At 70.1% G+C, this 24,164-nt stretch carries 2 protein-coding genes (1 of these 2 cut by a window edge); both read left to right on the top strand.

What is annotated here, in order from left to right; all coding sequences use genetic code 11:
* Positions 1–217 precede the first annotated feature (217 nt).
* A complete protein-coding gene (locus BCM27_RS19390) occupies positions 218–8,413 on the top strand; it encodes an amino acid adenylation domain-containing protein (RefSeq protein ID WP_004020538.1) in 8,196 nt (2,731 codons plus the stop codon).
* On the top strand, positions 8,410–24,164 hold the 5' end (the start) of the coding sequence (locus BCM27_RS19385) for a non-ribosomal peptide synthetase (protein WP_004020537.1). The gene runs 24,490 nt beyond the window's last position; 15,755 of the gene's 40,245 nt are visible here — the first part of the coding sequence; its start codon is at positions 8,410–8,412; the stop codon falls past the right edge of the window. Before BCM27_RS19390 ends, BCM27_RS19385 begins: the two co-directional genes overlap by 4 nt.

Raw genomic sequence — 24,164 nt, 5'->3', positions numbered from 1 at the left:
CCGCGCGCGGGCACGCCGGCGGGCGTAACAAGGAAGGTGGGTACGGCGATGGCATTCACAGAGGCTGGCCCTGCATCCCGGTTTCATGAGACCCCCTCGCGTGAAATAGCATGGAGATTCTGTGTCGGCGTCCGATGTGGAGGGTCTGAACGATTACCAACGGCAGTGTCGTGAGGTCTAATCGACTGCAGGACTAGCGAGGGAGTGTTCAGAGGACGTGGCAATCGCCGATTACCGTGCTGATACGCCGGGTGACGTGGACGAGACCGTTCAGGTCCTTCCGCTCACCGCGGCGCAACGCGGCATGTGGTTCGCCGAGTCGCTGTCGTCGGAGTACTCGGTCAACATCGCTCAGTACGTGGACATCCGCCACGCGCCGGGCGGACTCGACGTCGAACTGTTCGCCCAGTGCTGTGTCGACGTGGGCAAGCTCGTCGAGTCGCCGTTCGTCCGTCTGACCGAGATCGACGGCATCCCGATGCAGTACGTCGATGTCGACTTCGATCAGACCGTCGACATCCTGGACTTCCGGTCCGAGCCGGACCCGGTTGCGGCCGCGACGGCGTGGATGCAGGCCGAGTACCGGCAACCCGTCGATCTCCTCAACGACCAGTTCATCATCGTCTCGATCCTGCTGATCTCCGACGAGCGCACGTTCTGGTACAACCGTGCCCACCACATCATCATCGACGGCTATGCCGCGTTGTCGATCATGCGTCGGACCGTCGACCGCTACAACGCGCTCCGGCGGGGCGAGGAGCCGCGCGACAAGGCGCCGGCCACGATGGCCGGGATCGTCGAGTACGAAGAGGCCTACCAGGGCAGCACCCGGCGCGAGACCGACCGTGCGCACTGGCTCGAGCGCGTCGCGGATCTGCCGGAGCGGGTGACGCTGTCGAAGGCCGGCAGCACCGGGTCGCTCTCCTTCGACAACGTCGTCTCGAGCGCCGCGCTCGATCCGGAACGGCAGCGTCGGTACGAGACCCTCGCCGGCGAGCTGAACAGTTCCCTGGCCGTTCTGATGACGTCCGCATTCGGTGCATTTCTCGCGCGGATGAGCAACCACGACGACATCGTCCTGAGTCTTCCGGTCACCGGTCGGGCCACCGCCAAGATCAAGATCTCCGGTGGCATGGTGTCCAACATCCTGCCGATCCGGTTGCGCGAGGTGGCGTCGAGGTCGGTCCGCGAGCTGATCCAGACCGCCCAGCTCGAGCTGACCGGCGCACTGCGTCACCAGCGATACCGGTCCGACGACATCCGGCGTGACGCCGGTCTCGACCAGAGTTCGGTCTCGTTCGGACCCACCATCAACATGGTGTTCTTCGACGAACAGGTCGCCATCGACGGCACCGACATGGAGTACCGGATCCTGACCTCGGGCATCCTCGAAGATCTCCTGATCAACCTGTACCAGTCGAGTCCCGGCGCCCCGCTCGTCGTGGACCTGCACGGCAACCCGCACCTGTACTCACCGGCCGAACTCGATGCGCTGCACGGTCGGTTCCTGACATTCCTCGACCGGTTCCTGTCCGACGCCGCTCTCGACATCCCCGTCGCCGAGGTCGGCCTGCTCGTGGACGACGATCACCGGTTGCTCGAGGCCCTTCCGCAGCCTCGTCCGCGGACGAGCACGGCGACCCTCGTCGAGTTGTTCGACGAGGTCGCGACCGCCCATCGTCACCGGGGAGCGGTCTCCGATGCCGACGGCGTGACGCTGAGTTACGCCGAACTCGCGAGCCGTTCGGACGCGGTGGCGCGGTCGCTGAGCGCGCGGGGCATCGGTGCGGGCGATCTGGTGGGCGTCGCAACGGCGCGCGACACGAGTCTCGTGGTCGTCATGCTGGCCGTGCTGAAGGCGGGTGCGGGGTATCTCCCGTTGGACACCGGCAACCCGGAGGAGCGGCTGCGTCACATCGTCGACGACGCCGCGCCGGCATGCCTGGTCGTCTCCGACGGCGACCGGCCCACATGGGCGGGGGAGTGCGCGGTCGTCGAGACCGGGCAGCTCCTCGCCGAGGCGCAGACGCCGGAGGTCGCGGCGGCCCCGGTGCCGCGCGGGCCGGCGACGCCCGAGGCGACGGCCTACGTCATCTACACGTCCGGCTCGACCGGGGCGCCCAAGGGCGTCGAGATCGTGCACCGCAATGTGGCCACGCTGCTCGAGGCGGCCGCGGCCGACTTCGACTTCACGCCCGAGGACGTGTGGTCGGTCTTCCACTCCTACGCCTTCGACTTCTCCGTGTGGGAGATCTTCGGTCCGCTGCTCACCGGCGGACGTGCGGTGATCGTGGACCGCATGGTCGCCCGCGCGCCCGCTGAGTTCCTGCAACTGCTCGCCGACGAGCAGATCACGGTGGCGTCCCTCACGCCGTCGGCGTTCAGCATCGTCGCCGATGTCCGACGCCGCACCGGGACGTCGTTGGCGTTGCGCTACATCGTCTTCGGCGGCGAGGAACTGCGCTTCGACGAGGTGCACAACTGGTACGAGTCGTTCGGCGACGAGATCGAACTCGTCAACATGTACGGCATCACCGAGACGACGGTCCACGTCACCTATCGTCCGCTCGATCCCGATCTCGTCCGCGGCGAGAGCGCCAGCCTCATCGGCCGCCCGCTGAACTCGTTGGGCCTGCGGGTCCTCGACAACCGCCTGCAGCCGGTCCCCGAGGGTGCCGTCGGTGAGATCTACGTCGTCGGTGAGCAACTCGCGCGGGGATACCGCAACCGCCGTGGGCTCACGGCCACCCGCTTCGTCGCCGATCTGAACGGCACCGGCGAGCGGATGTACCGCTCCGGCGACCTCGGCCGGCGTATCGGCACCGACGTCCAGTACCTGGGCCGCGCCGACACCCAGGTCCAGTTGCGGGGCTTCCGGGTCGAGCTCGGTGAGGTCGAGACGGCGTTGCGCGCGGTCGACGGGGTCGCCGCGTCGGCCGCGGTCGTGACCGATGCGGCATCGGCCGGCGGGGCGAAACTGATCGGCTATGCGGTCGTCGAAACCGACTGCGGGCTCGACGAATCCGCGATCCGCGAGCAGGTCCGCGCCCATGTGCCCGGCTACATGGTGCCCGACGTCGTCATGCTCATCGACGAGCTGCCCCTCACCGCGAACGGCAAGCTGAACCGGCAGGCGCTACCCGCTCCGGTGTTCGCACGCGACGAGCGGGTCGCCTACGTCGCGCCGTCGACCCCGCGTGAGCGCGAAGTGGTCGCCATCGTCGAAGAGCTGCTCGACATCGAGCCGATCGGGTTGCAGGACAACATCTTCGCGCTCGGGGCGGATTCGCTGACCGCGGCTCGGCTGGCGTCGCGCCTGCGCACCGTCGCCGGCCTGGACATCAAGCTGGCCAATGTCTTCGAGAGTCAGAGCCTCGGGGACATCATCGGAGTCGCGACACCGGTGGCCGATGACGCCGCCACGCGGCGGCCGGAACTCGTGCCGCAGCCGCGACCGGATCGGATTCCGCTCGCGTTCAGTCAGCGTCGTCTCTGGTTCATCAACCGGCTGGATCCGACGTCGGCGGCCTACAACATCCCGGGGGCGGTGCGGCTCGGCGCCGACGTCGATGCCGCCGCACTGGCCGCCGCGATCGACGACGTCATCGCGCGGCACGAGCCGTTGCGGACGACGTTCCCGGACGAGGACGGTGAGACCTACCAGTTCATCCACTCGGCCGAGGCCGCCGCCGCGGCCCGGCTGTTCGACGTGGTCGACGTGGCACCGGTGGACACCGAACGCAGGCTCGCCGACTTCGCTGTGACCGGCTTCGACCTGAACTATGAATATCCGGTCCGCGCACGACTTTTCCGCGCCGTGGCGCCCGACGGGACGCTTGACCACGTCCTGATCGTCGTCATGCACCACATCGTCGGCGACGGTGCCTCCCTCGGTCCGCTGATCACCGACGTCCTGACGGCATACGGTGCGCGCCTCGCCCGCCGGGAGCCGGCCTGGCGCCCGCTGCCGGTGCAGTACGCCGACTACGCGCTGTGGCAGCGCGAGGTCCTGGGGGACGCCACCGACGAGACCTCGCTGATGTCGGCGCAGGTCGACTTCTGGCGCACCGAGCTTTCGGGGATGCCCGAGCTGATCTCGTTGCCGACCGATCGGGCGCGGCCCATCCGCCCGTCCGGCGCGGGCGGGTACGTCGACACGCTTCTCGACGCCGAGACGGTCGCCCGGCTGCACGCGGTGGCCGCCCAGCACGGGGTGACCGTGTTCGCGATCTTCCACGCCGCACTCGCCGTGGTGCTGTCGCGCCTCAGCGGCAGCGACGACGTGGCGATCGGCACCGCGATCGCCGGCCGGGACGAGCCGGAGCTGACCGAGCTGATCGGCATGTTCGTCAACACCCTCGTGCTGCGCACCCGGGTGCACCCCGACACCGACCTGACGAAGCTGCTCAACGAGGCCAATCACACTCGCGCGCAGGCCCTCAGCAATGCCGACGTGCCGTTCGAGCAGGTCGTCGACGCGGTGGGTGCCCGCCGCTCCACGGCGCATTCCCCGCTGTTCCAGGTGGAACTGGTGATGCAGCACGACCAGGTCGAGCGGCTCTTCGAGGACGAGGCGGGCATCAGCCTCATCGACGCGCGCGCCCCGTTCGCCAAGTACGACCTGTCGCTCAGCGTCGTCGAGTACTCCGACACCGGCGACCACGCGGGCCAGATCTCGGTGGCCTTCGGATACGCGCGGGATCTCTTCGACGAACCCACCGTGGAACGCTTCGCCGGATACCTCCACGACGTACTCGCCGCGATCGCCGGGTCGCTCGAGACCGACGACGCCGGCCGCTCGTTGCGCGTCGACGACCTCTTCGCGTTTCCCGAGACCGAGGTGGACACGGTCCGGGCGTGGTCACGCGGCGCCCCGCGCGAGCTGACCGCGCCCGATCTGGCGTCCGCGCTGCTCGCCGGGTACCGGCAGGACCCCGACGCGGTCGCACTGGTCTTCGCCGACCGTGACCTCACCTATGCCGAATTCGCTTCGCGGGCATCGGCTCTCGCGCGCCGGCTGGTCGACGACGGCGTCGGCCCGGATGTCGCGGTGGCCGTGTGCATCCCGCGGTCGGTGGAGCTGCTGGTCGCGGTGCACGCGATCGTGCTCGCCGGCGGTCAGTACGTGCCGCTGGACACCGAGGCGCCGGTCGACCGTGCCGACTACATGCTCGAGACCGCCGGTACCCGGCGCGTCCTGGTCGGGCCGGGACCCCGCCCCGCCGTCGTGGACGATCTCGCCGACCGCGTGACCGTCACCGTGGTCGACGCCTCGGCCGAAGCGGACGCGCAGGTCGAGGTGTTCGCGCCGGGCGAGCGACGCGTGCCCCTCGGCCCGGAGAACGCCGCGTACACGATCTTCACGTCCGGCTCCACCGGGCGGCCCAAGGGTGTCGTCGTGTCACATCGCGCGATCGTCAACCGCCTCGACTGGATGCAGGAGCACTACACGCTCACCCAGCGCGACGTGGTGCTGCAGAAGACGCCGGTGACGTTCGACGTGTCGGTGTGGGAGCTGTTCTGGCCCTTCATCTCCGGCTCCCGGCTGGTGGTCGCGGTGCCCGGCGGGCACGGCGACCCGTCCTACCTCGTCGACATCATCCAGGGCGAGGACGTCACGACGCTGCACTTCGTGCCGTCGATGCTGTCCACCTTCCTCGACGTCGTCGGCGCCGACCGGCTCGCCGAACTGAGTTCGCTGCGTCAGGTGTTCACCTCGGGCGAGGCCCTGACCGCCTCGACCGCGGGCGGCCTGCGCACCGCGTTGCCCGCCGTCGGGCTGCACAACCTGTACGGGCCGACCGAGGCTGCCGTCGATGTCACCGAACACAACGTCCGCGGTTCGGAAACGGTCGTGCCGATCGGGCGGCCGGTGCCGAACACGACCATCCACATCCTCGATCACCGGTTGCGGCCCCTTCCGGTCGGTGTGCCCGGCGAGATCTACCTCGGCGGCGTCCAGCTGGCCCGCGGGTACGTCTCCCAGGGCCGGCTGAGCGCGGAACGCTTCGTCGCCGACCCGTACGGTCCGGCCGGATCGCGTCTGTACCGCACCGGCGACCTCGGCAAGTGGAGTCCGGTCGGGGAGATCGAGTACTTGGGCCGCAACGACTTCCAGGTGAAGTTGCGCGGTCAGCGCCTGGAGCTCGGGGAGATCGAGTCGGCGCTCATGTCGGTGCCGGGGATCGTGCACACGGCGGTGACGGTCGCCGACCTCGCGTCGGGGCAGAGCCTCGTGGCCTACTACTCGCCGGACTCCGTCACCCCGGCCGACGCCCAGTCGCACCTGAACGGGACCGTCCCGGAATTCATGGTGCCGACGATCTGGATGCCGCTGGCGACCATGCCGCTGAACTCGGCGGGCAAGGTCGATCGCAAGGCGCTGCCCGCGCCGGTGATCGAGACCGCCGAATTCGTGCCGGCGAGCACCGAGACCGAGCGGGTGATCGCCCGGGTCTTCGCCGATGTCCTGGGCGTGGACCGGATCAGTGTTGCCGAATCGTTCTTCGACCTCGGCGGCAACTCGCTGAGCGCGACCAAGGTCGCCGCCCGGTTGTCCGCCGACCTGGAGGTCGACATCCCGGTCGCCGCAGTCTTCGACGCCCCGTCGGTGCGGGCGATGGCGACCTTCGCCAGCGACCACGGAACCCCGTCGCGCCGTCCGCGTCTGGCGGCGCGCACGCACGGCGACCGCGCACCGCTGTCGGCCGTGCAGCGCGGGATGTGGCTGATCAACCGCGCCGACCCGGCATCGCCCGCCTACAACGTGGCGATGGCGCTGCGGCTGTCGGGACAGCTGGACACCGACGCGATCGGCGGCGCGATCGAAGACCTCATCGACCGTCACGAGTCGATGCGGACGCGGTACCCGCTCGTCGACGGCGAGCCGATGCAGGTCGTGCTCGACCGGGATGCCGCGCTGGACCTGCTCGAGCGCAGCGTCGTCGATGTCGACGGCGATCCGGTACCGGTGATCGCCGAATTCACCGGCCGCGGCTTCGACGTCACCGTCGCACCGCCGTTGCGGATGACGTTGCTGCGACTCACCGACACCGAACACATCCTGGTCTTCGTCGTTCATCACATCACCGCCGACGGCGCCTCGATGCTGCCGCTCGCCACCGACGTGATGACGGCGTACTCGGCGCGCGTGTCCGGCCGGCGGCCGGAGTGGGCGCCGCTCGCGGTGCAGTACCTGGACTACACGCTGTGGCAGCAGGAGTCCCTCGCGGTCACCGGACCCGACGGGACGACCGAGGCGGACCGTCAGCTCGCGTATTGGGCCGACCGGCTCCGCAACGCACCGGCCCGGCTCGAGCTGCCCACCGATCGGCCGCGTCCGCGGACCCCGTCCTTCATCGGCGACGAGGTGCGGTTCGACATCGACGGCGGCCTGGTACGCAAACTCGAGGCGGTCGCGCGCCAGCACAACGCGACGCTGTTCATGGTGATGCAGACCGCACTGGTGGTGTTGCTGAGCCGGCTGACCACCCAGCGCGACATCGTGATCGGCACGCCGTTCGCCGGGCGGGGTCAGCCCGAACTCGACGGCGTGGTCGGGATGTTCGTCAACACGCTGGCCCTGCGCTCGCGGCTGCAGGACGAGGAGAAGTTCGCCGAGCTCCTGCAGCGTGTCCGCGACGAGGATCTGGCCGACATGGCGAACGCCGAAATCGCGTTCGATACGATCGTGTCATCTGTTCTCTCCTCTCCGCCCACCAGTTACAACCCGATCTATCAGGTGATGTTCGCCTACCAGAACTTCACCATCCCCTCGCTCGACATGGACTCGATGACGATTTCCCCGGTATCCGAGCAGTTGACCCCAGCCAAGGTGGATCTCCAGCTCACGTTGTTCCCGGACGATTTCGGTGCACCGGCAGCAAAGGACGCTGATTCAATGACGGGCCAGTTGATCTACGCCGCCGACATCTTCACCAAGAGCACGGTCGAGACCTATGCGCAGCGCTATCTGCGCGTCCTCGAGGAGGTGTCGGAGAACCCGCAGGTGCTGGTGGGCGACATCGACATCGCGACCGCCGCCGAGCAGGTGGCGGCCGATGAGATCGCCGGCGCCGAACTCGCGGTCGCGCTCCCCGATCTGGTCGCCCGGGCCACGGCCGCCGCGCCCGACGCCGTCGCGGCCGCACACCAGGGGGCAGAGGTAACGTTCGCGGTGCTGTCGTCGATCAGTGATGCGATGGCTGCCGCACTCCCGGATCCGGACTCGGCCCTCACCACCGCGCTGATGAGCCTGTTGCCGGGCCTCGCGGTGTCGGGGCCCGACGCGCTCGGTGACGTGCTGGGCGATCTCCGCACCAACGCCCTGCGAACACTGGACGGGGCCGTGTCCGGAGGCGGATCCCGCGGGAACGAAGCAGTGCAGTCGACCAAAGGAATGACTCAGACGTGACCGATGTCGATTCAACGGCCTCCAACATCTCTCTCACCTGGGGCTCGCGGCCTTCGACACTGCACCTGATCGCCTTCTCGGCCGGCGTTGCACCTTCCGAGACCGCCTACGAGGCGGTGTCCGGCCCGGTCACCTTCGGTGAGCTGTACGCGCGCGTGTCGGCGACGGCCGGCGTCTTCATCGCCCAGGGCCTCGACACCGAGGCCGCGGTGGGCGCCGGGGTCACCCAGACCGAGGCGGCCCCCGGTCGTGCGCCCGCCGAGATCGCCGACGCCACCCGGCGCGCGATCGCGCTCATCCGCGAGCGTGCACTGGAACTCATCGGCAGCACCGACCTCGGTTCGTTGCCCGGACTCTTCCGTTCGGCCGTCGCTCGCCATGCCGACCGTCCGGCGGTCGGCGACGCAACCGGGGCAGTGCTGTCCTATCGCGAACTCGACGAGCAGTCCGACGCGCTGGCCGGCGGACTCCGCGCGGCCGGTGCCGGCCCGGGCCGCCTGGTCGGCGTGGCGCTCCCGCGCCGGACCGAGCTGATCGTGGCCCTGCTGGCCGTCCTCAAGACCGGGGCGGCGTATCTGCCGCTCGACCGCTCCCAACCGGTCGCCCGCGCGCAGTCGATCATCGACGACGCCGCGCCGCTGCTGGTGCTCACCGACGCGGAGCTCGCCGCGACGTGGGATGTCATCGATGTGCGGTTTGTCGCGCCCGGGGATCTGCCGGCCGGGGCCCCTCAGGGAGCGCCGGGGGCAGCGGCGACCGAGGCTTTCGACGACCGGCTGCCGGCCTACCTGATCTACACATCCGGTTCGACGGGCAAGCCGAAGGGTGTCGTCGTCTCGCACCGCGAGGTCGTCGCGCTGATGAAGGCCGCGGCCGAGGAATTCGCGTTCGGGCCGGAGGACGTGTGGACGCTGTTCCATTCGTACGCCTTCGACTTCTCGGTCTGGGAGATCTGGGGACCCCTCGTGACCGGCGGGCGTGTCGTCGTCGTCGATCAGGACACGACGCGGGATCCGGAAGCCTTCGTCGACCTCCTCGAGACCGAGCGGGTCACGGTGCTGAGTCAGACGCCGTCGGCGTTCTACCAGCTCATCGCCGCACAGCGGGCCAAGCGGGCCGCACTCGCGTTGCGCTACATCGTATTCGGTGGCGAGGCGCTGAGTTTCGAGCAGGTCCGGCGCTGGTTCGACGACAACCCGGCCGACCCGGCGCAGCTGGTCAACATGTACGGCATCACCGAGACCACGGTGCATGTCAGCTACCGCGCCCTGGACCGCGCCGCGGTGTCGGCGGGGGACGCGTCGTTCATCGGACGACCGCTGTCGTCGCTGGACATCCACATCCTCGACTCGCGGCTGCGGCCGGTGCCCGAGGGTGTCATCGGCGAGATGTACGTCACCGGAACGCAACTCGCGCAGGGATACCTCCGACGGGCTGGTCTCAGTGCCACGCGCTTCGTCGCGAATCCGTTCGCGCCCAACGATTCCGGTGACCGCATGTACCGGACCGGCGATCTGGCGCGCCGCGTCGGCGACGACATCGAGTACCTCGGTCGTGGCGACGCCCAGGTCCAGCTCCGCGGCTTCCGCATCGAATACGGGGAGATCGAGGCCGCGCTGGTGGGCCTCGACGGGATCTCGGCCGGTGCGGCCAACGTCGTGGATCTGCCCGATCGTGGCGAGATCCTGGCCGCCTACGTGGTTCCGGAGCCGGGCGTCGAGGTCGACGAACAACTCGTCCGCCGTCGTGTCGCGACCGCGGTGCCGGAGTACATGGTCCCCGACGTCGTGATGGCGGTCGAGCGGCTGCCGCTGACCCAGAACGGCAAACTCGATCGCAGCGCACTGCCGCGTCCGGTGCTGGCATCGACGACCGAGTTCGTCGCGCCCGAGAACGACACCGAGACAGCCCTGCGGGACATCTTCGCGGAGGTGCTCGGTCTCGAGGACATCAGCGTCGTGGAGTCGGTCTTCGACGTCGGCGGCAACTCGCTGCTGGCCGCCCGCATCGTCGGCCGCGCCGCGGAGACGCTCGGCGTCGACCTCACCGTCCGGGACCTCTTCGATGCCCCGACGGTTCGCGACCTCGCGCTGGCCGCCGCCTCGAAACGACCGGGGCTGCCGCCGATCGAACCCGTCGCCGCGCGTCCGGACCGCGTCCCGCTGTCGCTCGCGCAGCAGCGGATGTGGTTCATCAACCGCTTCGATCCGTCCTCGCCGGCCTACAACATCCCGATGGTGCTGAGGCTGTCCGGCAGTGTCGACGCCGCTGCTCTGCGTGAGGCGTTGCTCGACGTCATGACGCGTCACGAGGTCCTGCGCACCACCTACCCCGAGTCCGATGGCGAGGCCTACCAGCTCGTCCACGAGCCGTTCGCGGCGGCCGCGATGCTCGACTGGCGCGAGGTGCCGGAATCGGCGCTGCCCGAGGTGATGCTCGGCGGATTCGATCTGGTTGCCGAACTCCCTGTGCGCGTGGGATTCTCCCGTGTGTCGGACTCCGAGGCGGTCCTCGGGATGGTCGTGCACCACATCTCGTGCGATGGCGAGTCCCTGGCACCGCTGGTGACCGATCTGATCACCGCGTACACCGCGCGGGTTGCCGGGAACGCACCCGAGTTCCGGCCGTTGCCGGTCCAGATGGCCGACGTCGCCCTGTGGCAGCGGCGCGTGTTCGGTGCCGCGACCGACGACTCCTCGCTCATCGGGGCCCAGCTGCAGTACTGGGCGCGGCAACTCGACGGCGCGCCCGACGTCGTGGAGTTGCCCACCGATCGACCGCGGCCCGCGGTCGCCTCCCAGCGCGGAGCACGCGTCGAGTTCGCTGTGCCGCAGCATGTCTCCGAGCGTGTCGCGCGGCTGGCCCGCGATCGCGGACTCACCCCGTTCATGGTGGCGCATGGGGCCCTCGCGGTGCTGCTGTCGCGCCTGTCGGCGACCGAGGACATCACCGTCGGCACGCCGATCGCCGGGCGCGGGCAGTCGATCCTCGACCCGATGGTCGGCATGTTCGTCAACACCCTGGTCCTCCGCACCGGGGTCGACCTGTCGGCCGGTTTCGACCGGTTGCTCGACGACGTCCGTCGCACCGATCTCGAGGCTTTTGCCAACGCGGACATCCCGTTCGAGGCGGTCGTCGAACGGGTGAACCCGATGCGCACCGAGGCCTACGCCCCGCTGTCGCAGGTGTGGCTCGCCTTCGACCAGTCGGCCATCGCCGATCTGGCGTCCCAGACGCTGACGATCGGGGAGGGCGGCGGTCTGGCCGTCACACCGGTCGAACCGCATGACCTGTCCGCTCGGGTCGACCTGACCGTCGGGATCGCCGACAACGGGGACAACTGGCAGGGATCGGTGCTCTACGCCACCGACCTGTACGACGCCGAGACGGTACGTCTTTTCGCCGACCGGTTCGTCCGGCTCCTCGACACCCTGACGGCAGACCCGGCGGCGCCCGTCGGCGATGCCGATCTGATGACCGCGGCCGAACACGCGGTACTCGACCGGTGGAGCGGCGCCGCCGCGCTGCCCGAGCTGGCCGTGACTGTCGCCGATGCGCTGGCAGAGTCGTTCGCGCGCAACGCATCCCGGGCGGCGATTCGCGCCGACGGTCGCACCCTGGACTACGCCGAGTACGGAGCACTGGTCCATGCGTTCGCGCAGACCCTCCTGCGGCGGGGAGTCGGGCCGGACGTGCCCGTCGCGGTCGGCGTGCCGCGATCGGTCGAGATGCTGGTCGCGATCCACGGGATCGTGCTCGCCGGTGGAACGTACGTGCCGCTCGATCCGGAGGCGCCGGCGGATGTCGTCCGCCGGCAACTCGCGCTGTCCGGTGCGTCGACGGTCGTCGTCGCCGGCGCGGTCCCGGGCTGGGCTGAGTCGATCGGCCCCGGCGGAGCCGGGTCGGGCACCCTGATCACGGTCGATCTCGACGCGCTCGCCACCGCGGAGCCCGCGCCCGTGACCGACGCGGACCGGTCGGCGTCGTTGCGCGGCGGGCACCCGGTGTACACGCTCTTCACATCCGGCTCGACCGGACAGCCCAAGGGCGTGACGATCACGCATCGCGGTCTGCACGACATGCTGTCCTGGTTCGGGGCATACACCGGCGATGCGGCGGACGAACGGGTGCTGGTGAAGACGCCGTACACCTTCGACGCTTCGGTCTGGGAGCTGTTCTGGCCCTTCGTCGCCGGCGCGACCGCCGTGGTCGCTGCGCCCGACGGGCACCGGGACCCGGCCCACCTGGCCCGGGTCATCGCCGACGAGCGGGTCACCTCCGTGCAGTTCGTCCCGTCGCTGCTCGCGGTGTTCCTCGACGAGGCCTTCGATCCCGCCACCGGTCTGTCCTCGGTGCGCCAGATCTTCACCGGCGGTGAGGCACTCACGCCCGCGGTGACCCAACAGACGCTCGCGGCTGCTCCGCACGCGGTGATCGTGAACCAGTACGGCCCCACCGAGATGACCGTCGACGCCACGATCGCCGCCCTGACCGAGCCCGTGGACGTGGTGCCCGTCGGTCGCCCCGCACCCGGACTCACCGCCCGAATCCTCGACCGTCGCCTGCGCCCCGTCGCACCGGGTGTGCCGGGAGAGCTGTATCTCGGTGGCGCACAGATGGCCCGGGGTTATGCGGCCGCACCCGCCCTGACCGCCCAGTCGTTCATCGCGGACCCCGCCGGGCCCGCCGGCGCGCGGCTGTACCGGACCGGCGACCTCGCCCGCTGGCGCGCCGACGGCGACATCGAATACCTCGGCCGCACCGACTTCCAGGTCAAGATCCACGGCCAGCGCATCGAACTCGGCGAGACCGAGGCCGTGCTGGCCGCGGCGCCGGGCGTGGTCTCGGTGGCCGCGGCGGTTTCCACGACCCCCGCGGGCGACGCGCTCGTGGCCTACCTCACCGGCCATCCGGGCGACACCGTGGACGTCGACGCGGTCCGTGCCTTCGCCGCCGAGAGACTGCTCGCGCACCTGCGTCCCACGCTGTGGGTCGTCCTGGACGAGATGCCGCGCAACGCCTCCGGCAAGGTCGATCGCCGGGCGCTGCCCGCACCCGCCGTGACCGAGTCCGAGGTCGTCGAACCCGCGACCCCCGCCGAACGCATCCTCGCGGGAGTCGTCGCGGAGGTACTCGGCGTCGAGCAGGTCTCGGTGGTCGACTCCTTCTTCGACCTCGGCGGCAACTCGCTGGCCGCGATGCGGGTGGCGGCCCGTGCCGGTGCCGCACTCGGCGTCGAGGTCAGCGTCCGCGACCTGTTCGATGCACCCAGCGTGCGCGAGCTGGCCCGGCGTGTCGCCGATCGCGTGCCCGGCCTCCCCCCGGTGACGGCGGTCTCCCCACGGCCGGATCAGATCCCGCTGTCCTATGCGCAGCAACGGATCTGGTTCATCAACCAGTTCGACACCGCGTCGGCCGCCTACAACATCCCGATCGCCCTGCGGTTGCGGGGCAAGCTCGATCTCGCGGCGCTGCGTGCCGCGATGGTCGACGTCGTCGAGCGTCAGGAAGTGCTCCGGACGGTGTTCCCGTCGATCGACGGTGGACCGCGACAGGTCATCGGGGACGCGGCCGGGGTTGCGGCCGAACTCGATTGGGACGTCGTCGACGACGAGTCCGAGCTCTTCGCGGCCGCCGCCGGTGGCTTCGACGTCACGGTGCAGCGACCGATCCGGATTCGGGTCCATCGCGTCGACGATCTCGAACACATCGTCCTCATCGTCATCCACCACATCGCCGGCGACGGCGAGTCGATGCGTCCGCTGGTCACCGACGTCGTCACGGCGTATGTCGCACGCTCACAGGGACGATCACCGGAGTTCGCGGCACTCGAGGTGCAGTTCGCCGACGTCGCGCTCTGGCAGCGTCGTGAACTCGGGTCGATCGACGATCCGGACTCGCGGGTGTCGGCTCAGGTCGATTACTGGCGCTCCGCGCTGGCCGGACTGCCCGAGGTGCTCGAACTGCCCGCCGACCGTCCGCGCCCCACGGTCGCGTCGATGGCCGGTGCCGAGGTCGGGTTCGAGATCGACTCGGCAACAGCAGATCTCGTCCGCGAACTCGCTGCCGAACGTGGCGTGACCGAGTTCATGGTCATCCACGCCGCGCTCGCGGTGCTGCTGTCGCGACTGTCGGCGACCGACGACATCGCGATCGGCACCCCGATCGCCGGCCGCGGCGATGCCGCCCTGGATCCGCTGGTCGGCATGTTCGTCAACACGCTCGTCCTGCGGACCGTCGTCGACCCGGCGCAGCGGTTCGCCGACCTGCTCGACGCGGTGCGGGTCACCGATCTCGACGCCTTCGCGCACGCCGACGCGCCGTTCGAGGCAGTCGTCGATGCACTGGCGCCGTCGCGATCCGAGGCGTTCGCGCCGCTCACCCAGATCCTGCTGACCGTCGACCCCACCCCCGCGGATCCGTCCACGCTCGTCGCCGACATCGACGACCTGGCGGTGGAAGTGGTGGAGACCGAGGAGAACTCGGCCAAGGTGGACCTGACGGTCGGACTGCGCGGCGGACGCGGCGGGTCCTGGATCGGTCGCGTCAACTACGCCACCGACCTGTTCGACGAGGCGACGGTCGCACAGATGATGGATCGGTTCGCCCGGCTGCTGCACGAGCTGGTCACCGATTCGACCGTGCCGGTCGGGGATGCCGACCTGCTCGACACCATCGAGCGTGACATGCTCACCCCGGTCGGCCGCCGGCCCGCGACGCCGGCCGTGCCGCTGGCAGAGCTGTTCGCCGGCGCGGTCGAGAACGCCGGGACCGACCGCATCGCGGTCGTCGACCCCGAACGCACGCTCACCTACGGTGAACTCGACTCCGCGTCGAACCGGCTGGCCCGCCACCTGCTTGCTCAGGGCATCGACCGTGAAACGCTGGTGGCCCTCGTCATCCCGCGTTCGGTCGACCTCATGGTCGCCATCTGGGCGGTCGCCAAGACCGGCGCCGGATACGTCCCGATCGACCCCGACTACCCGGCCGACCGCGTCGCCCACATGATGTCCGACTCCGGTGCGACCATCGGGCTCACACTGACCGGCGTCGCCGACGTCGCCGCTTTCGGTGGGCAGTGGGTGCACCTGGATTCGCCGGAATCGGCCGAAGCGGTCGCGGGGCTCAGCGATGCGCCCGTCACCGACTCCGATCGCCCCGCGCCCGTCCGAACCGGCGACACCGCCTACGTGATCTACACCTCCGGCTCGACGGGTCTGCCGAAGGGGGTCGAGGTCACCGCGGGTGGTCTGCGCAATTTCGGTGTCGAGGCGGTCAGGAGGTCCGGGATCACCCGCGACTCGCGTGTCCTGGGCTTCGCATCGCCGAGCTTCGACGCCTTCGTCCTCGAGTACCTGCTGGCCTTCACCGCGGGCGCAGCGGTCGTCTACCGCGATCGTGACGCGGTGGCCGGGGCGCCGCTCGCGGACTTCATGCGCGCACACCGGGTCACCCATACGTTCCTGACCCCGACGGTGCTGGCATCCCTCGATCCCGCCGAGCTCCCGCACCTGGAGTCCGTCTGGGCGGGTGGCGAGGCCGTGCCGGAGTCGTTGCGCGACCGCTGGAGTCGATTCGTCGCCTTCCGCAATGTCTACGGTCCGACCGAGACCACCATCGTGATCACCGTCGCCCCGCCGACCGAACCGGGGGAACGACTCCACATCGGCCCTCCGATCGACGGCGTCGACCTGCTGGTGCTCGACGCCCGGCTCCGTCCCGTTCCGGTCGGGGTGGCGGGCGAACTCTACGTCAGTGGTCCCGCCCTGGCGCGCGGCTACCTCGGTCGCCGAGGGCTGACCGCAGAGCGTTTCGTCGCCAACCCCTTCGGTCGGCCGGGGGAGCGGATCTACCGCACCGGCGACGTCGTCCGGTGGGCGCGACATGGCGACGGGTCCCTGTCGGTCGACTATGTCGGGCGCAGCGACGACCAGATCAAGCTCCGCGGTCTGCGGATCGAGCTCGGCGAGATCGAGAGCGCCCTCGGCGATCACCCCGCCGTGGCGTCCGCGGTCGTCACCGGCGTCGATTCCGACGGAGCGCTCGCCGCCGGCGGACAATCGGTCGTCTCCGCACTCGCCGCCTACGTGGTGCTTCGTGCGGACGTCGACATCGCCGCTCTCCGCGAGCATCTCGCCGATCGGCTGCCGCTGTTCATGGTGCCTGCGAGCATCGTCGCGCTCGACGCGTTGCCGCTCACCCCGGTGGGCAAACTCGACCGCCGGGCACTGCCCGCACCGACGATCGAGATCGAATCCGATCACGTCGCGGCGGAGACGCCGGTCGAACAGCAGCTCGCCTCGATCATCGGCGGTCTGCTCGGACTCGAGCGGGTCAGCGTCGGCGACTCCTTCTTCGCGCTCGGTGGCGACTCCATCATGTCCATCCAGGTGGCGTCGGCCGCCCGTGCCGCCGGGATCGACGTGTCGCCCCGGGACATCTTCGAGCACAAGACCGTTCGTGCGATCGCCCGAGCGGTCGGCGCCCGGGGCGCGCGGGTGCCCGCGCTGGCGGAGCTGCCCGGCGGTGGGATCGGCCCGATGGCCGTGCCGCCGGTGGTCTCGTGGATTCTCGACCACACCGACGAGGTCACCGACTTCGGCGACTTCTCCCAGTCGATGGTGCTCGGCGCTCCGGCCGGACTCACCGTGGAGATCGCGCAGGAACTCCTCACGCAGGTCGTCGCCGTGCATCCGATGCTCGCCGCAGCCGTCGAGTCCGGACCGGACGGCGAATGGCACATGCGCACCGGCGTCGTGCCGCTGGATTCCGGCGCGGTCACCGCCCTCGCGAGTCCGGCACGGACCGGCGAGCCGGGTTTCGCCGACACCGTCGTCGCGGCCTTCGAAGACGCCTCGCGTCGCCTCGACCCGACCGCCGGGCGGCTCGTCGCGGCCGTGCTGGTCACCGATCCCGACGACGACGCGCGTCTCGTGGTCGTCATCCACCACCTCGGCGTCGATGCCGTCTCGTGGCGGGTGATCATCGAGGACCTGCTGACCGCCTGGGCGCAGCACCAAGGGGGGCAAGCGTATTCGCTGCGACCGGAGACGACCTCGGCCCGCGCCTTCACCGCGGCCCTCGACGCACAGCGCGCCGAGCGGGCCGGCGAACTGCGCTACTGGCTCGAACGCTCACCCGAACACGTCACCGACCTCGGCGCGCGGCTCGACCGGGAACGCGATCGGATGTCCACCACCGACACCGTCGTGCACAGGGTCGCCTCGCCGGTCACCGAGGCGCTGCTCACGACGGTGCCGACGGCGTTCCGCGGCAACGTCAACGACGCCCTCGTCGCGGCGCTCGCGCGCGCCGTCCGGACCTGGCAGCAGGACCGGGGGATCGTCGACGACCGGCCGGTGACCCTCCTGCTCGAGGGCCACGGGCGGTATGAGGAAGCCCTCCTGCACGGGCCCGATCCGCGGGCCGTGGACCTATCCCGGACCGTCGGGTGGTTCACCACGATCGCGCCGATGGCCATCGACGTGCGCGGCGACTCCGTCCACACGGTCAAGGTCGCCAAGGAAGAGCGGGCCGGTGCGCCCGACAACGGGATCGGCTATGGCCTGCTCCGCTACGGCGGCACCGAGTTGTCCCGACGGCCGATGCCGAGCATCGGATTCAACTACCTCGGCAACGTCACCGGAACCGGGGCTGCCGGCGAGAACACCACCGCCGGTGAGGCGGGGATGCCGTTCCTGCCCGACCCCGCGGCGCCGCGCCTGCCCGGCACCGTGACCGGTGCGATGGTCGCGCCGAACCTGTTGAGCATCAACGCCGGAACCGTCGTCGGCGACGCCGGTCGCGAGTTCGTCGCGGAGTTCACCTTCCCCCGCGGCGCACTCTCCGCCGCGGACGTCGACGACCTCGCGCGGCGATGGGACGCCGAACTGGCGACGATCGTCGAGGAGGTCGCCCGCATCGGCGACCCGGGGCTCTCCCCGTCGGACGTCCTCGGGGCACGCGTCACCCAGGACGATCTCGATCATCTCGCCCGGAGGCATCCGGGCGCGGATGTGTGGCCGCTGTCGCCGTTGCAGCGCGGCCTGCAGTTCCAGGCCGAACTCGCCGCCGCGGGCCGTGCGGCCGGCGCGGTCGACGTCTACACCGCGCAGGCGGTGGTGACCCTGAAGGGGCAGGTCGACGCCGACCGCCTCGCCGACGCCGTGCGCGAGGTCTTCGCCCGCCATCGCGTGCTGCGGTCGAGTTTCGTCCGGGTGCCCAGCGGCGAGGTCGTCGCGGTGGTCCCCGAAACGGTCGACATCCCCTGGCGGACAGTTGATCTCGATGCCGTGTCGGCTGCCGGACCGGACGGTGACCGCGGGGTCGCCGACGTCGCGCAGGTCGAGCGCGCGACGCCGTTCGATCTGGAGTCCGGCCCGCTCATGCGGTTCGTCCTCGTCCGCAGTGGCGCGCGTTCGACGCTGGTCGTCACCAGCCACCACATCCTGATCGACGGCTGGTCGAGCCCGCTCATCATGGCGGATCTGTTCGCGCTGTACGCGACCGGTCAGACCTACACCGGCACCGTCGCCGCCGAGTCCGGCGCGCGGGGAGACTATCTCGACTACCTGCGCTACATCGCCGCGTCCGACACCGAGGCGGGGCTGGCGGCGTGGCGTTCGGTGCTGTCCGCCGTCGACGAACCGACGCTGGTCGGCTCCGGCCGCGAGGCGACCTCCGATCAGCTGCCGCGCGACCACAGCGTGTTGCTGCCGCCCGAGATCACCTCCGCCGTCGACGACCTCACGCGCGCACGAGGAGTCACCGTCTCGACGGTGATGCAGTTCGCCTGGGCGGTTCTGTTGTCGCGCATCACCGGTCAGCGGACCGTCGTCTTCGGCGAGACCGTCTCCGGTCGTCCGGCCGATCTGGACGGCGTCGAGACGATGGTCGGCCTCTTCATCAACACGCTGCCCGCCGTCGCCGACGTCGATCCGAACGCCCGCGCCGTCGACGTTCTCGACGCGCTGCAGGCCTCGAAGGTCGCGGTCCTCGACCACCAGCACCTCGGACTGCCCGAACTGACCGCTCTCGTCGGTCGCGGGCAGCTCTTCGACACCCTTGCCGTGCACGAGTCGTATCCGGTCGACGCCCAGTCGCTGAAGCAGGGCGCCGATGCCGGTGGCATCGGGATCGAGGATCTCGATGCGACGGACTCGACCCATTACCCGCTGAACCTGGTGACCGGCGTGGTCGGCGACCGGATCGAGCTGAAGCTGAAGTACCTGCCCGCGGCCTTCGACGACCGGCAGGTGCAGGTGTATTCGGATGCGCTGATCCGCATCCTGACCGGTGTCGTCGCGGATCCGACCGTCGAGATCGGGGCGATCTCCCTGCGCGACGACGCGGAGTACCGACGCGCGATCACGCCGCCGGTCGCCCGCACGGCGAACACGGACTCGTCGCTGGTGGAGCTGTTCGGCCGCTCGGTGCTCGCGCACGCAGGGCGCCCGGCCGTCACCGACACCGCGACGACGGTGGACTACCGCGAACTCGACGAGCGCTCCGCAGCGGTCGCCGCCGCGTTGCAGGCGCGCGGTGTCTCCGCCGGCGACCTCGTCGCGGTGGCAACGTCCCGCGACGTGGATCTCGTCACCTCGATCCTGGGTGTGTTGCGCTGTGGCGCGGGTTATCTGCCGCTGGACACCACCAATCCGATCGACCGTCTGCGTTTCATCGTCTCCGATGCCGCGCCGAGCGCGGTGATCATCGATGACACGACCGCGGACGTCGAGCTGTGGTCGGAGCTGGGGTCGACGCCGGTGGTGCCGGTCGCGCAGCTGCTGGCCGACGGTGCCGGTGCGGATGCACGACCGGTCGCTATCCACCCCGACTCGCGCGCCTACGTGATCTACACGTCGGGGTCCACGGGCCGACCCAAGGGCGTGGAGGTCACCCACCGCGACGTGGTCACCCTGATGGACACGGCCGCAGATGATTTCGATGTCGACGAGACCGACGTCTGGACCATGTTCCACTCGTACGCGTTCGACTTCTCGGTCTGGGAGCTGTGGGGGCCGCTGCTGACCGGTGGCCGTCTCGTGCTCGTGGACCGGGACCGGGCGCGGGCACCGGAGGAATTCCTCGACCTGCTGGCGCGCGAACGCGTCACCGTGCTGAGCCAGACGCCGTCGGCGTTCTATCAGCTCGCCGAGACCCGCCGGCGCCGTGAGGCCGCACTGTCGTTGCGCTACATCGTGTTCGGCGGCGAGGCGCTCAGTTTCGAGCAGGTCCGCCGCTGGTTCGACGACCACCCGGGCGAGTCCACGTCGCTGGTCAACATGTACGGCATCACCGAGACGACCGTGCACGTCAGCTTCCGGCCGCTCGACCCGCAGTCGGTGACGGCCGACGACGCGAGCTTCATCGGCCGCCCGTTGAGCTCGTTGGCCATCCACGTGCTCGACGACCGTCTCCGGCCGGTGCCCGAGGGCATCGTCGGCGAGATGTACGTCACCGGTGGGCAACTCGCGCAGGGCTACCTCAAGCGTGCCGGGCTGTCGTCGACGCGTTTCGTGGCGTCGCCCTACGGCGGGCCCGGAGCCAGGATGTACCGCACGGGCGATCTGGCCCGCCGGGTGGGCGATGACATCGAGTACCTCGGCCGCGGGGACGCACAGGTCCAGTTGCGCGGCTACCGGATCGAGTTCGGTGAGATCGAGGCGGCGCTCCTGGCGGTGCCGGGTGTGAGTGCGGCGGCGGCACGTGTCGTCGACATCCCCGGCCGCGGTGAGCAACTCATCGGCTACCTCGTCCGCACCGCGGAGAACGCCGTCGACACCGCCGAGGTCCGGCGCATCGCCGGGCGCGCGGTGCCGTCGTACATGATCCCCGACCAGATCGTCGATCTCGAGACCCTGCCGCTGACGGCGAACGGGAAGCTCGATCGCGAGGCCCTGCCCGTACCGGACTCGGCCACCGTCGTCGAGGATGTCGTCGCCCCTGCGGGCCCGCAGGAGACCGCAACCGCGCAGGTCTTCGCCGAGGTGCTCGGTGTCGACGAGATCGGGGTCACGACAAGCTTCTTCGACCTCGGTGGCAACTCGCTGTCGGCGACCCGCCTCGCCTCCCGCGTCGCCGACGCACTCGGTACCGAGGTGTCGGTGCGGGACGTGTTCGAGGCGCCGTCCGTCCGCGATCTCGTCGCGGCGGTGTCCGGGCGCGGCGCGAGCCTGCCGTCCGTGGTCGCGGTCTCGCCGCGGCCGGACCGGATCCCGCTGTCCTTCGCCCAACAACGCCTCTGGTTCATCAACCGGTTCGAACCCGCGTCGTCGACCTACAACATCCCGATCGGGCTGCGCCTGCGCGGTCCGGTCGATGCCGAGGCCCTGCACGCCGCGGTCGAGGACCTCGTCGTCCGCCAGGCCGTGTTGCGGACGACGTTCCCCGACGTCGACGGCGTCCCGTATCAGCGGATTCACGGACGTGACGAGGTCGACCGTCTCGACTGGGCGATCGTGGACTCCCAGGAGCACCTCGAGACCGCGATCACGTCCGGCTTCGACGTCACCGCCGACTGGCCGATCCGTGCGCGGTTGTGGCCGGTCGCCGCCGACGAGTTCGTCTTCGTCGTGGTCGTGCACCACATCGCCGCCGACGGCGAATCGATGAAACCCATGCTCGCGGATCTGATCACCGCGTACGGTGCGCGCGTGTCGGGTCAGGAGCCCGAGTACGCCGAGCTCGAGGTCGAGTTCGCCGACTACGCACTGTGGCAGCACGACGTCTTCGGCTCGGCCGGCGACCCGAACTCGCTCATCGCGGCCCAGCTCGACTTCTGGACGAGCAGGCTCGCCGGCACGCCGGACGTCCTCGAACTGCCCACCGACCGCCCGCGCCCGCCGGTCGCGTCGCAGCGCGGCGCCCGCTTCGACTTCGACATCCCGGCTCCGGTCGGCGATGCGATCGAACGGGTCGCATCCGAACGCGGGGTGACCCCGTTCATGGTCGTCCACGCGGCGCTCACCGTGCTGCTCGCACGTCTCTCGGCGACCGACGACATCGTCGTCGGCACCCCCATCGCGGGGCGCGGGAAGGCCGCACTCGACGCGCTCGTCGGCATGTTCGTGAACACCCTCGTGCTGCGCGTCCCGGTGACAGGGGAGGAGACCTTCGACGCACTGCTGGACCGGGTGCGCACGATCGATCTGGATGCGTTCGCCAACGCCGACGTCCCCTTCGAGACCCTCGTGGAGGCCCTCAACCCGGTGCGGACGGAATCGTTCGCCCCACTGGCGCAGGTCAATCTGACCTTCGACCAGTCCGCGTCGGCGGACTTCGCCATCGACGCCGAACAGAGCGGGTCGATCGGTGACCTGGATTTCGAGCCTCTCCCGCCGGCGGCTCCGGGCGCCAAGGTGGACCTGAACTTCGCCATCGACAGGGGAGACGACGGTCGGCGCTGGGCCGGTTCGGTCATCTACGCGACCGATCTCTTCGACGAGTCGACCATCGATGCACTGACGCAGCGACTCGTCGCCGTGCTGCAGTCCGTCCTGGCGGCACCGTCGCGACCGGTCGGCGACGTCGATCTCGTGTTGCCCGCCGAGGCGGTCCGCCTGCAGGACTTCGAGGCGGGGCCCCGTGCCGAGGTCGGTGCGCCGGACACCGTCGCCGACCTGGTTTCGGCCTGGGCCGCAGCCACACCCGATGTGCCCGCGGTCATCTACGACGACCGGGTCGTCGACGCGGCGGAGTTCGGCGCGCGTGTGTCACTGCTCGCCCGCGAACTCATCGATGCGGGCGTCGGACCCGATGCGGCGGTCGGGGTCTGTCTCGACCGGTCGGTCGAGATCATGGTCGCGGTGCACGCGATCGTCGCGGCCGGCGGGCAGTACGTGCCCATCGACCCGGAGAGCCCCGTCGAGCGAAGCCGGTACATCCTGGAGACGGCTCGGGTCGCGACCGTCGTGACCGGACCCGGCGACACCCCGGAGGCGCTCGCCGGATTCGCGGGCCGCATCGTGCGTGCCGACAGTACGGTGCCACTGCCCGACGCACCGGTGCCGCCGGTGACAGGGGCCGAACGCCTCGGCGTCGTCCATCCGGACAATGCCGTCTACACGATCTTCACGTCCGGCTCCACGGGCCGGCCCAAGGGTGTGACCGTCACCCACGGCGCCCTGCGGAACACCCTGGCCTGGTTCAGCGACTCGAACGGCGAAGGCGCACATCGCTTCCTGATGAAGACGCCCTACACCTTCGACGCGTCGGTGTGGGAGTTCTTCGGACCGGTGTTCAACCGGAGCGCGGTCGTCGTGGCCGAGCCCGGCGGGCACCGTGATCCCCGGTACCTGGCGGGACTCATCGAGCGTCACGGCGTGACGTCGGTCAAGTTCGTCCCCTCGATGCTGGCCGCCTTCCTGGACGGCGCGACCGGGGCGGGCATCGAGAAGCTCGCGACCCTGCGCCGCATCTTCTCCGGCGGCGAGGCCCTGCTGCCCGGTCTGGCCACCGGGCTGGCCACCGAACTGCCCGACGCGCTCCTGGTGAACCAGTACGGTCCCACCGAGGCCGTCGTCGACATCACCTACGGTGCGGTCACCGACCCGTCGGCGCAGAACATCCCGATCGGCACACCGGTCTGGAACTCGTCCGTGCATGTCCTCGACGCCCGCTTGCGGCCCGTGCCCGTCGGTGTCGCGGGAGAGCTGTATCTGGGCGGCGTCCAGCTTGCCCGCGGTTATGCCTCGCGCTCGGGACTGACCGCCGAGACCTTCGTGGCCGATCCGTTCGGACCGGCCGGTGC

This window comes from Gordonia terrae (genome assembly GCF_001698225.1).
Taxonomy (GTDB): domain Bacteria; phylum Actinomycetota; class Actinomycetes; order Mycobacteriales; family Mycobacteriaceae; genus Gordonia; species Gordonia terrae.
This window is presented reverse-complemented; position numbering and strand designations above follow the sequence as displayed.